The sequence below is a fragment of the Streptomyces sp. NPDC033174 genome, from assembly GCF_055577795.1.
Map to the genome: position 1 here is coordinate 969,144 of NZ_JBVIPQ010000001.1, position 12,373 is coordinate 981,516.

A 12,373-nucleotide genomic window follows, 5' to 3' on the forward strand; every position below is an offset into this window, starting at 1 on the left:
TTCAGGGGGACGGGTGACGGGGTTCGTACTTCTACGGGTCAGAGCGCACCGGCTGCTGCTGGCCGCCGCCCTCCTCGCCGTCCTGCTCACCACCTCCGTGCTCGCCGCCCTCGCCGGCTTCTCCGGCTCCGTGGGGGACGCGGCGCTCCGCAGCACCCTGGAGGGGAGGGCCGCGCCCTCGGCCGCGCTCGTGGTGAGCGGCCAAGTCCCGGACGACCGGCGCGAGTCGGCGGACCGGGCCGCCCACGAGGGCGCCCGCAGGACCTTCGAGGGACTGCCGGTGACCGTGCGGAAGCTGGAGCGTTCGGGTCCCTATGCCCTGCCGCGCTCCCTCCAGCCGCCGGCCGCGCGCGGGGGCGAGCCGGATCTCACCCACTTCGCCGCCCTGGACCGCTCCCGGGTCCGGCTGGTGCGCGGCGGGTGGCCGACGGCCGGGGCGGCCGGTTCCGTACACGTCGCGCTGCCCGAGGAGGCCGCGCGGCGGCTCGGGCTCGCGCCCGGCGGGCGGCTCGACCTGACCGACCGGCTCGGTGGCCGCCCGGTGAGGGCCGACATCACCGGGGTCTACCGCCCGGCCGATCTCACCGATCCGTACTGGCAGTTGGACGTGCTCGGTGGCCGCGGTGTGCGGACGGTGGTCTTCACGACGTACGGCCCGCTGCTCACCGACCCGGCGGCCCTCGGCTCCGGCCGGATCAGCTCCGGCGAGACCTCCTGGCTGGCCGTCGCCGACTTCACCGCCGTCACGACCGACCGGATGGACGCCCTGCGGGCCGCGTCCACGGACGGACCGAAGGCGCTCGCCGCCGACACCGCGTTCGGTGCGCAGGTCACCGCCCGGACGTCGCTGCCGACCGTGCTCGACCAGACGCGGCGGGCACTGCTCGTCGCCCGCTCCACCCTGATGATCGTGGCCGTGCAGCTGGTGATGCTCGCCGCGTACGCGCTGCTGCTGGTGGCCCGGCTGCTCGGCTCGGAGCGGTCCGGCGAGACGGAACTGCTGCGCGCGAGGGGCGGTTCGCGCCGCCGGATCGCCTCGCTCGCCGCCGTCGAGGCGCTCCTCCTCGCCCTGCCGGCCGCCCTGGCCGCGCCGCTGCTCGCGGGGCCGCTGACCCGCCTCCTCGTCGGGCATTCCTCGCTCGGCCGGATCGGTCTGCGGCTCGACGACGCCCCGGCGGGGCAGGTGTGGCTGGTGGCCGTCGCGGTCGCCGTCTGCTGCGCGGCCGCCGTCGTGGCACCCGCGCTCGGCTCGGGGGGCGGTGCCCGCGCCCGGGCCGCCGCGCTGCCCGCCCCCGTACGGGCCGGGGCGGACGTCGGCCTGCTCGTGGTCGCCGGCGTCGCCTACTGGCAGTTGGACCGGCAGACCGGCGCGTCCGGCGGCGGGGCGCTCAGCGGTGACCGGGACGGCGGGCTCGGCATCGACCCCGTGCTGGTGGCCGCCCCGGCGCTGGCGCTGCTGGCCGGAACCGTACTGACCCTGAGGCTCCTGCCTCCCGCCGCGCGCCTCGCCGAGCGGTGGGCGGCGGGCGGGCGGGGGCTGCCGACGGCGCTCGCGGGCTGGCAGTTCAGCCGCCGTCCGCTGCGCGGCGCGGGGCCCGTGCTGCTGCTCGTCCTGGCGGTGGCGATGGGAATGCTGGCGATCGGCCAGAGCGCGTCGTGGGACCGGTCCCAGGACGACCAGGCGGACTTCAGGACCGGTGCCTCCGTCCGGGTGCTCGGCGGCCGGGGGACGGACCCGGGCGAGGCCGGGCGGTACGCGACGCTCCCCGGCGTGAGGGGGGCGGCGCCGGCTCACCGGGGCACGATGGAGCTGTCCGGGAACCGCACCGCGACCGTACTCGCCCTGGACACCGAGCACGCCGACGAGCGGATGCTGCTGCGCCGCGATCTCACGGACCGGCCGCCCGCCGCCGTGCTCGGCGCCCTCACCCCTGCGAAGCAGGCCGTGAGCGGACTCCCGCTGCCCGAGGGGACGAGGGGGCTGACGCTGGATCTGCGGCTCGCCTCGCCGTCCGCGACCTCTGCGCCGGTGGTCACGGCCGTGGTGGAGGACCGCTACGGAATTCCGTACCGGCAGGTGGCGGGGCGACTGCCGGGGGACGGCCGGGTGCACCGGCTCACCGTGCCCCTGGTCGCGGAGGCCGGCGGCAAGGCTGCGGGGCCACTGGTCCTGACCGGCATCGAGCTGGACGGGCAGGCGCCGCCCGGCGGCGAGCGCCGGTTCACCGTGCGGCGGGTCGGAGCCGCCCTTCCGCAGGACGCCGACCGGCGGGTGCCCACCGACGGGGCCTTCGGTGCCTGGCAGGCGCACCTGACGGTGAGCGAGTCCGGCCAGAAGCGGCCGCCGACCCAGCTGGCCCTCGGTGCCCCGGGGGCACCGATGAGCGTCTCCTTCGTAATCACCGCCGAGGGAGACTCCTCCCTTGCGGAGCAGGACTTCGGCGTACGGATCACCGCGCCCCGGCCGGCGGCGCCCACGTCGCTGAGCGCGGTCGCGACGGACGCCTTCATGGCCGCGTCCGGGGCGAGGAAGGGCGAGAGCGTCGATGTCACCCTCGGGGGGAACGCGTTGCGGCTGAAGGTCGTGGACACGGTCCGCCGGCTGCCGACCACCGGACCCGGCTCGCGGAGCGGGTCCGTGACCGCCACACCCGACGAGGGCGGCGCGATCCTCTTCGACCTGCGCGCCGCGAACCGGCTGCTCGGCCGCGACCCGACGGCCACCCTGCCGCCCAACGAGTGGTGGCTGAGCGCCGCGCCGGGCCGCGCGGCCGAGGTCGCCGGGGCGTTGCGGGCCCTGCCCGACACGGACCCGGCACAGGTACTGGTCCGCGACGAGACCGCGACCGAACTGCTCGGCGACCCGCTGGGCGCGGGTCCGCGCTCGGCCCTGATGGCGGTCGCCGCCGCCGCCGCGGCGCTGGCGGCGGTCGGCTTCGCGGTGAGCGCGGCGGGCTCGACGCGGGAGAGGTCGGCCGAGTTCGGCGTCCTGCGGGCGCTGGGCGCCCCCCGCCGCCAGCTGGCCAGACTGATCGCGGCCGAACAGGGCCTGCTGGTGGGAGTGGCCCTCCTGGTGGGCGTCGCCCTGGGCGCCGCACTGACCAGGGCGGTGGTCCCCCTGGTGCTCCTCACCTCCCAGGCGACCCAGCCGGTCCCCCGCGCCCTGGTCGAACTGCCCCCGGCCCAGGTGGCCCTGCTCCTCACGGGCGTCGCCGCGTTGCCGCTCCTGATCGTCACCTCGATCGCCCTGCGCCGCACGGACCCCGTGGCGAGCCTGCGGCAGGGGGCGGCACGGTGAGGGGCGGACCGCCGTGGCGTCGCCGAAGGCCCACCCCGCTCCGCACCTCTGTCCCCGGGAAGGCAACCGAGATGCGCCCCGAGCCCGTTGCCGTCGTGGCGCCCTGGGTGCGGACCCGGTTGCGGACCGCACCCGGGGCTGCCTGCGCGTTCGCGTTGCTCGTGCTGTTCACGGCGTTCCTCGCGGCCGCCCTGCCGCGCGCCGTCGACGTGTACGAGACCGAGGGCCTGCGGCACGACATCCGCACCGCCGCCCCGCACACCAGCGTCCTCGAAGTGACCAGCCCTCCCCTCGGGCTCGAGCATCCGCAGGCCGCCCGTGAGGCAGCGCTGCGCGCCGCGCCGCTGGAGCGGGACTACCGGGCGATCACCGGGCTGCTGCCCGCGCCGGTCCGGACGGACCCCGCCGAATCGGCGCACGGGGTGCGGACGGCGCAGCGGCTGGAGGGCCTGGACGGCTGGCTGCCCAGGCCGTACGGCCTGCCGCCCCAGTTCGTCCTGTCGACCCGGTCGGCGCTCGACCGGCACTCCACGCTGCGCTCCGGTCGGCTGCCCCTCGCGCGGCCCGGCACGTCCGCGGGCACCACCGAGGTGGAGGCCGCGGTCACCGCCCGTACGGCCGAGGCCCTTCATCTGAAGGCCGGTTCCGTGGTGCATGTGCCGGCGAGCGGTGCCACGCCTCTCGCCGTGCGGATCACGGGCGTTGTGGAGCCCCTTCGTCCGCAGGGCGGCTACTGGTCCGTCGAGCCGCTGCTGCGCACGCCTACTTACGCCGCGCTCCCGGCGAGCGACGCCCCGCGCTTCTACTGGCAGGCCGCGTTGCTGCTGCCCCCCGACGCGGCCCCCGTCCTCCTCGCCACCACCGGCGAACCGGAGCTCTACTGGCGGCTCGCGCCCGACGCCGGGCAGCTGACCGCGCAGGACGCGCCCGGGCTGTCGGCCGCGATCGCCTCCTTGTCCGCGGGTCCCGAACTGCTGCGGATCCGCGAGGTGGTCGGCACCACCGGCGCGCTCACCACCGGCCTGGGCACGATCCTCGACGGCTACAGCGGGATGCGGACGTCGATCGCCCCGGTGGTCGCGGTGGCCGCGTTCGGAATCGGGGCGGTCGCCGCCGTGGTCCTCGCCATGTCCGGGGGGCTGCTCGCCGCGCGCCGCGCCGACGAGCTGGCGCTGTTGCGCTCCCGGGGCGGGTCGCTGGCCGGCATCGGCGGACGGCTGCTCGCCGAGACCGCGGTCGTCGCGGTCCCGGCCGCCGCCCTGGGTCTGCTGCTGGCCGTGGCCGCCGTGGGAGAGGCCCGTCTCCTGCCCGCGCTCATGGGCGCGGCGGCCGTCACCCTCGTCGCGTGCGCCGCGCTGCCGCTGCGCGCGGTCCATCTGCACCGCGGGCCGCGGACGCACGGCGGCCGCGACGACCTCGCCGCCGCCCGGCCGTCCCGGCGCCGTACCGTCGTCGAACTGACCGTGCTGGCCCTCGCCGTCGGCGCGGTCGCCGCGCTGCGCCGCCGGGGCACGGGTGACGCGGGTGACCATCTGGTGAGCGCGGCCCCGGTTCTGGTGGGGCTGATCGCCGCGCTCGTTCTCGTACGGCTGTATCCCCTGCCCCTGCGCTGGGCCGCCCGGCCGGCCCGCCGACTGCGCGGCGCGGTCGGTTATCTGTCGCTGGCGCGGGCCGGGCGTTCGTCGGCGACGGGCGCGCTGCCGCTGCTGGCGCTGCTCGTGGCGCTGACGACGGCGGCGTTCGGCGGTTCGGTGCTCGCGGGCGTGTCGGACGCGCGTGACCGGGCGGCGGTCATGGCGACCGGCGCGGACGCGCGGGTGACGGGGCCCGGTGAGGGGGTGGCGCTGCCGGCCGGTCTGGCGGAAGCGGTCCGCGGGTCGGCGGGCGTACGGGACCTGACGGTCGTCCAGATCGAGTACGGGGTGGCGCTGCCGGCCCGGGAGGGCGGTTCGCAGGAGGGCAGGAACGTGACGCTGGTCGGCGTCGAGCCGGAGTCGTACGCGCGGCTGGCCCGGCGCACCGGGCTCGGCGCGTTCCCGCCGGCCGCGCTCGGGTCCACGGGGACGGGCGGGGTGGGACCGCCGGGCAGTGGCCGCGGCGCGAAGGACCGGGTGCTGCCCGCCATCGCGTCCCCGGCGGTCGCCGAGCGGCTCGGCGGGGACGCCGGGGCCATCGAGTCGCTGTCCGGGGACTTCTCGGTGAAGGTCGTGGCGGTACGCCCGCGGACCCCGGCGGTGCCGGGGTCCGACTTCCTGCTCGTGAACGCCGCCGATCTGACCCATCGCGCACCGACAGCGGTACTGGCCACCGGGCCCGCGCTGGACGGGGCGGCGCTGCGGGCGGCGGTACGGGACGAGGACGCGTCGTTCACCGTGCTGCTGCGCACCGAGCAGCGCGCGGCGTTCGTGGACTCGCCGATGCAGTCGGGCGCCGAGCGGATCTATGCGGCGGGGATCGGGGCCGGGGCGGGATACGCCCTCCTGGCCGTCCTGCTGTCACTGCTCCAGACCTCCCCGGAGCGGGCCGCACTGCTGGCACGGCTGCGCACGATGGGCCTGACCGCCCGGCAGGGGCGGCGGCTCCTGGGCCTGGAAGCGGTGCCGCAGGCGCTGTTGGCGGCGGTCGGCGGCACACTCGTCGGCTGGGCGACCATCGCGCTGCTCTCCCCCGGCATCGACCTGGGCCGCCTCGCGCTGGCGACGGCGGCGGGAAGCGGCGGCCCGGACGGAGTGCCGCTGCGCGCCGATCCGTGGTCGCTGGCCCTGCCGGCGGCCGGGGTGGTGGTCCTGGCGGGCGTGGCGGCGATGGGGCAGGCGTGGTGGGCGGCGCGACGGGGATCGATCAGAGAACTCAGGGCGGGAGACATGCGATGACCGGCACGGGAGCAGGGGCGGGCGGGGGCGCGGGCACGACCTTGGCGGAGCTGGAGCGGCGGGCGACGGCGCGGCGCCACCGGCCCTCGTACGGACACGACGCACTGATCGCCTGCGACCGCCTCGTACGGATCTTCACGACCGACGGGGTGGAGGTGCAGGCGCTGCAGGGGCTCGACCTGCTGGTCCGGGAGGGCGAGTTGATGGCGCTGGTCGGCGCGTCCGGCAGCGGCAAGTCGACGCTGATGAACATCCTGGCGGGGCTGGATGTGCCGACGGCGGGGGCGGCGAAGGTCGCGGGCTGCGACCTGCTGGCCATGGACGCGAAGGCGCGGCTGCGGTACCGGCGGGAGGTGGTCGGTTTCGTGTGGCAGCAGACCGCGCGCAATCTGCTGCCGTATCTGACGGCCGCCCAGAACGTGGCACTGCCCATGCAGTTGCGGGGCCGCTCGAAGAGGAAGGCCGAGCGGGTGGAGTCGCTGCTGGCGATGCTGGAGGTCGCGGACTGCCGCGACCGTCGGCCGCACCAGATGTCCGGCGGCCAGCAGCAGCGCGTCGCGATCGCGGTGGCGCTGGCGAACGCGCCGTCCGTCCTGCTGGCCGACGAGCCGACCGGAGAGCTGGACTCGGCGACGGGGGAGCAGGTGTTCGCGGCGTTCCGCCGGGCCAACGAGGAGCTGGGCACGACGATCGTGATCGTCACCCACGACCAGACGGTCGCCTCCCAGGTCCGCCGCACGGTCGCCATCCGCGACGGCCGCACCTCCTCCGAGGTCCTGCGCCGCACGGAGGTCGACGAGGAGGGCCAGGAGTCGGTGGTGGCCCGTGAGTACGCGATGCTCGACCGCGCGGGCCGACTCCAGCTGCCGGCGGAGTACACGGAGACGCTTGGCATGGAACACCGGGTGATGCTGGAGCTGGAACAGGACCACATCGGCGTCTGGCCGGACACGCCGGGAGCGTAGCCGGGTGGGCCGGCCCGCCCGGCGCCCCCCGCCGCACGGCTGCGGGCCGGCGGAACAGGACCTTTCCGGCACCGGCCGGACACGCCGGAACGCAGGCAGGCGGGGGCGCCGCACTGTGCCCACGTCGGCCGGCTCCCTGCGGGCGGCCCGACGGGGAGCCCCGCCGTGAGCCGGGGAAGGCGGCCCGGCGGGCGGCCAGGCCGGTCCGGCCTGGCACCGTGGGGGCAGACCCGCGATGGGCGGGAGCGCCTCCCGCGCGCGGTGCGCGGCGCGTAGGCGTTGGGGCCCAGGGCCGGGCTCCGGCGCCGGGTGCCCGCGATGGGCGGGAGCGCCTCCCGCGCGCGGTGCGCGGCGCGTAGGCGTTGGGGCCCAGGGCCGGGCTCCGGCGCCGGGTGCGCGAGCGACGCGCGCGGTCGTCCCGCGGGCCCTCAAGGGTGCAACCGCGCCGGGTGCGCGAGCGACGCGCGCGGTCGCCGCCGGTCCTCAAGGGTGCAGGGCGGCGGCGCAAGGCCGGGACAGGTCGGCCCGTCGGCCTGAGGACATGCGTGACCGGCGGGAGCGTGACGAAGGGCCGGTGGCCGGCGGTCGGCGGTCGGGGCAGCACCGCCCTCGGCGGGCGGACCCGCGTCGGTCTCAGACCCTGGGCGTGACCGTCAGGCCGAGGCCGCCCGCCGTGCGCAGGGCGATGGAGCCGTACGGGGTGCGCAGGCGGAGCCAGGCGGGCGTGGTGAGGAGGGCCGTGGGGGCCTCCTGGGGTGGGAGGAAGCCCAGGGACTGGGCCGCGTGGACCGCCCGGAGGGGGAGGCCCGTGGTACCGAGGGTCCTGGACCAGATGTCGCGGCCGATCAGATCCCGCTCCGCCCGGGTGCGGCGCTCCTGAGGGAGCGCCTCGTCGCGGGCGCGGAACTCGGCGACGGCCGCGGCGACCGCCGCCCGCATCGCGGTGACCCCGGGCAGGCCCGGGACCTCCCGCCAGCCGCCGCGCGGCGGCAGCACCCCGGCCCAGGGCGGGCCGGTGACCGTGTCCGGCACGACGGCCTTGCCCGCGCCCTCCTCGATGCCTTCGAGGAGTTCACCGGCGGAGACCGTACGGTCGAGGTCGACCGGGTGGGCGAGCCTGGCCGTACGGATGGCCAGGACCTCGAACGACGGCGGGCGGCCGAACACGGCCAGGGCCCCGCCGCCTCCCTGGAGGCGGACCGCGGCGGCCCTGTCGTAGTGGATCAGCCGGGCCAGGAACGCGGCGAGGTCCGCCGCCTCCCTGGCGTCGGCGAACAGCAGCGGCGCCGTCATGCGGCGGCGGCCTGCTTAGGCCTGTCCTTCGCCGTGCCGTCGTCCAGGTACTCCAGGAGGAACGACTTCTCCTCCGCCGTGATGCGGCGCGGCCGCTGCGCGGCGAGGTCGAACGGCACCACGACGGTCGAGGCGCGGACGTACACCTGCTCCGGGTCCTTGACCTCGTACGCGATCGTCAGCGACGCCGCGCCGATCTTCGTCACCCAGGACTCGACGGTCACCGGCTCGTGCCGGTGCACCAGCGGGCGTACGTAGTCGATCTCGTGACGGGCCACGACGGACCCGCCGGAGAACGACGGAGAGCCGTCCCCCGGCGCCAGCCGGAACATGAAGTCGATCCGCGCCTCTTCCAGGTACCGGAGGAAGACGACGTTGTTGACGTGCCCGAAGGCGTCCATGTCCGACCAGCGCAGAGGGCAGCTGTAGAAGTGGCGGGCCACGATCAGCCTCGCGTCAGCTTCTTGTAGGTGGCGCGGTGCGGGCGGGTCGCGTCGGCGCCGAGGCGCTCGATCTTGTTCTTCTCGTACGACTCGAAGTTGCCCTCGAACCAGAACCACTTCGACTCGCCCTCGTACGCCAGGATGTGCGTGGCGACGCGGTCCAGGAACCAGCGGTCGTGGGAGACGACCACGGCCGCACCGGGGAACTCGAGCAGCGCGTTCTCCAGCGAGGAGAGCGTCTCGACGTCGAGGTCGTTGGTGGGCTCGTCGAGGAGCAGCAGGTTGCCGCCCTGCTTGAGGGTGAGCGCCAGGTTGAGGCGGTTGCGCTCACCACCGGAGAGAACACCGGCCGGCTTCTGCTGGTCCGGGCCCTTGAAGCCGAAGGCGCTGACGTAGGCGCGGGACGGCATCTCGACCTGGCCGACGTTGATGTAGTCCAGCTCGTCGGAGACGACGGCCCACAGCGTCTTCTTGGGGTCGATGTTGGCGCGGCTCTGGTCGACGTACGAGATCTTGACGGTCTCGCCGACCTTGATCTCGCCGGAGTCCGGGGTCTCGAGGCCCTGGATCATCTTGAAGAGCGTGGTCTTGCCGGCGCCGTTCGGGCCGATGACGCCGACGATGCCGTTGCGCGGCAGGGTGAAGGACAGGTCGTCGATGAGGACCTTCTCGCCGAACGCCTTGGAGAGGTTGTTGACCTCGACCACGATCGAGCCCAGACGCGGGCCCGGCGGGATCTGGATCTCCTCGAAGTCCAGCTTCCGCATCTTGTCGGCCTCGGCGGCCATCTCCTCGTAGCGAGCGAGACGGGCCTTGGACTTGGCCTGGCGGCCCTTGGCGTTGGAGCGGACCCACTCCAGTTCTTCCTTGAGCCGCTTGGCGCGCTTGGCGTCCTTCTGGCCCTCGACCTTGAGACGGGTCTGCTTGGTCTCGAGGTAGGTGGAGTAGTTGCCCTCGTAGCCGATGGCACGGCCTCGGTCGAGCTCCAGGATCCAGCCTGCGACGTTGTCGAGGAAGTACCGGTCGTGGGTGACGGCGACGACGGTGCCGGGGTACTTGGCGAGGTGCTGCTCCAGCCACTGCACGGACTCGGCGTCCAGGTGGTTGGTGGGCTCGTCGAGGAGCAGCAGGTCAGGGGCTTCGAGGAGGAGCTTGCAGAGCGCGACGCGGCGCTTCTCGCCACCGGAGAGGTTGGTGACGGCCCAGTCGCCGGGCGGGCAGCCCAGGGCGTCCATGGCCTGCTCCAGCTGGGCGTCCAGGTCCCACGCGTTGGCGTGGTCCAGGTCCTCCTGGAGCTTGCCCATCTCCTCCATCAGCGCGTCGGAGTAGTCGGTCGCCATGAGCTCGGCGACCTCGTTGAAGCGGTGGAGCTTGCCCATGATCTCGGCGGCGCCGTCCTGGACGTTCTGCAGGACCGTCTTGGACTCGTCCAGCGGCGGCTCCTGGAGGAGCATGCCGACGGTGTAGCCGGGCGACAGGAACGCGTCACCGTTGGAGGGCTGCTCAAGGCCCGCCATGATCTTGAGGACGGTGGACTTACCGGCACCGTTCGGGCCGACCACACCGATCTTCGCGCCGGGCAGGAAGCTCAGCGTCACGTCATCGAGGATGACCTTGTCGCCGTGCGCCTTGCGCGTCTTGCGCATCGTGTAGATGTACTCAGCCAAGAGAAACCGTCCGGCAATCAGTAGGGGTCGACATACGCTCCGCCGCCTCGGCGTCAGCGTCAGGGCAGATACACCCCATCTTGCCGTACGTCCATCCCGCGACGGAAATGAGTACCGGGCACAGGGCACCTGCCAAGGACCGGAACGACCGGGGCCCCGGTGCTTATTCCCGCACCGGGGCCCTCGTCCTCGGCCGGTAGCCACGCGACTACCGGCCGTTTCGGCTGTTCGCCGTCCTCTACTCGCCGGCGGGCTTCCGCCTGCGGAGGAAGAAGACCGCGCCGCCGCCGACCAGCACCAGGGCCACGGCGACCCCGGCGATCATCGGGGTGGCGTTGGAGCTGCCCGTCTCGGCGAGGTCACCGCCGCCGGTGCCGCCACCGGTGGAGGTGCCGCCCGCCGAGGCGGGGCTGGGCTGCGAGGACGGCGGCTCGGAGGGGGCCGGTGTGGCCGTCTTGCAGTCGAGAACGCCCTTGAACGTCTTCTTGAAGCCGTTCGGGCCGGTGATGGTGAAGTCGTACGCCTGGTCCTCGGCGACCGGGATGGTGACGGTCTTGGACCGGCCGGCGGCGATCGTGTACTTCAGACCCTTGAGCTCGAAGGTGAACGGCTCGTCGCCCTTGTTGGCGGCGGTGATGTCCACGCCGCCCTTGGCGCAGTTCTTCTCCGCGGACAGGGCCGGGATCGGGCCCTTCTTCGCCCAGGTCGCGGCGGCGGTCGCGGACACCGTGGAGGTGCTCGTACCGGCCAGGATCAGTGTCTGGCTCTTCGTCTCGCTGACGAACGCGCGGCCGATCGGGACGGTGGTGTCGGCCTGGACGCTCAGCGAGGTCGACGCGTCGGCGGTGCCGGCGGGCACGTCGAAGAAGACCTTGGCGCCGTTGGCGACGTCGGTGACGACCTTGCCGTCCTTGTCGACGATCCTCACACCGGCGGGGGCGCCCGGGGCGAGGCTGACCGTCGCCCTGGCGGCGTTGGTCTGCACGGTCACCGGGCCGAGGCGCTCACCGGGGTGACCGGCGACCGAGGGCGGGTCCAGCTTCAGCGAAGCACCCGGTTCGTTGAGGTTCTTCGCCTCCTTCTCCAGGTACGCGGTGAGCTTGCGGGCGTTCTCGTCGACCGGCTCCGCCTCGACCTTGTCGGAGAAGTGCCAGATCGCGGCCTGGGTGCCGGCCGCCGCGGTGCCCTCGGTGAGCTTGTCGGCGCCGACCTTGTCCGCGAGCGCGGCGAGGTCGTTCACCTGCGGGAAGGAGTTCTGCAGGATCCACCGGATCTTGCCGGCGTCGGCGTTGTTGTGGAGCGAGGACTGCTCCCAGCCGACCTCCTTGTACACCGTGTTCTTGATGGCACCGGTGCGCAGGTCGATGCAGTAGGTCTGGATCGCGCCGCCGGGCTGGACGGCCATCTCGAAGAGACCCGCCTCGGCCTGCCACGGCTTGCCGCCACCCGGCTCATGGATGGTGACGGTGTCGTGGAGCGTGAGTCTGCCGAGCTTGGCCGTGGCGCCGCCGGAGCTTTGCACGCCCTCGTCGGCCGCCGCCGGTCCTGCGGCGGCTATCGCACCCGCCGCGACGAGGCCGGTGGCCAGGGTCGCGACGGCAAGGCGGGCAGTGCCGCGCCTCCGTACAGAAAACATGGAATTCCCCTCTGGGCGAGGCGACCCGCGTCTCGTTACGCGTGGGGGGAGCGCTTCGCCTGCAGACTCAAGTGCCGCGTGAGTACGCGGAAATCCTAGGGATGCGGATCACCTCTGGCCTCGACCATGTCATCCGATAACCATTCCGACTCGGAATCGTTATCAGCGGAACGGATTAGACCGCGGGGACCCTGGTCG

At 74.3% G+C, this 12,373-nt stretch carries 7 protein-coding genes; 3 read left to right on the forward strand and 4 right to left on the reverse strand.

Annotated features, from left to right (window positions below):
• Positions 1-13: 13 nt before the first annotated feature.
• The 3 genes from ACZ5VC_RS04455 (at position 14) to ACZ5VC_RS04465 (ending at position 7,136) form a co-directional block, all read left to right on the forward strand.
• Entirely contained in the window at positions 14-3,298 is a 3,285-nt protein-coding gene (locus ACZ5VC_RS04455; RefSeq protein ID WP_469118584.1) for an FtsX-like permease family protein, read from the forward strand.
• A gap of 71 nt (positions 3,299-3,369) precedes the next feature.
• Entirely contained in the window at positions 3,370-6,171 is a 2,802-nt protein-coding gene (locus ACZ5VC_RS04460; RefSeq protein ID WP_469118585.1) for an ABC transporter permease, read from the forward strand.
• Entirely contained in the window at positions 6,168-7,136 is a 969-nt protein-coding gene (locus ACZ5VC_RS04465; RefSeq protein WP_469118586.1) for an ABC transporter ATP-binding protein, read from the forward strand. Before ACZ5VC_RS04460 ends, ACZ5VC_RS04465 begins: the two co-directional genes overlap by 4 nt.
• A gap of 633 nt (positions 7,137-7,769) precedes the next feature.
• Here the strand turns inward: ACZ5VC_RS04465 and ACZ5VC_RS04470 are convergent.
• The 4 genes from ACZ5VC_RS04470 to ACZ5VC_RS04485 all read right to left on the reverse strand — a co-directional run bounded on the left by ACZ5VC_RS04470 (position 7,770) and on the right by ACZ5VC_RS04485 (position 12,175).
• Complete coding sequence (locus ACZ5VC_RS04470; protein ID WP_469118587.1) at positions 7,770-8,429, reverse strand: DUF8010 domain-containing protein; 660 nt, start codon at positions 8,427-8,429, stop codon at positions 7,770-7,772.
• Positions 8,426-8,872: an acyl-CoA thioesterase gene (locus ACZ5VC_RS04475; protein WP_469118588.1), complete on the reverse strand. Its 447-nt coding sequence runs from the start codon at positions 8,870-8,872 to the stop codon at positions 8,426-8,428. The genes ACZ5VC_RS04470 and ACZ5VC_RS04475 overlap by 4 nt, the downstream gene beginning before the upstream one ends.
• A 2-nt stretch (positions 8,873-8,874) precedes the next feature.
• Positions 8,875-10,539 (reverse strand): energy-dependent translational throttle protein EttA, encoded by a 1,665-nt coding sequence (gene ettA / locus ACZ5VC_RS04480; protein ID WP_469118589.1) that lies wholly within the window; start codon positions 10,537-10,539, stop codon positions 8,875-8,877.
• 238 nt (positions 10,540-10,777) lie between these two features.
• Positions 10,778-12,175, reverse strand: a complete 1,398-nt coding sequence (locus tag ACZ5VC_RS04485; protein WP_469118590.1) for an LAETG motif-containing sortase-dependent surface protein — start codon at positions 12,173-12,175, stop codon at positions 10,778-10,780.
• Positions 12,176-12,373 lie beyond the last annotated feature (198 nt).

Bases quoted from the DNA above. Each gene is read 5' to 3' on its own strand.
- ACZ5VC_RS04485 (WP_469118590.1), bottom strand. From the start codon at position 12,175: ATGTTTTCTGTACGGAGGCGCGGCACTGCCCGCCTTGCCGTCGCGACC.
- ACZ5VC_RS04465 (WP_469118586.1), top strand. From the start codon at position 6,168: ATGACCGGCACGGGAGCAGGGGCGGGCGGGGGCGCGGGCACGACCTTG.
- ACZ5VC_RS04470 (WP_469118587.1), bottom strand. From the start codon at position 8,429: ATGACGGCGCCGCTGCTGTTCGCCGACGCCAGGGAGGCGGCGGACCTC.
- ACZ5VC_RS04460 (WP_469118585.1), top strand. From the start codon at position 3,370: ATGCGCCCCGAGCCCGTTGCCGTCGTGGCGCCCTGGGTGCGGACCCGG.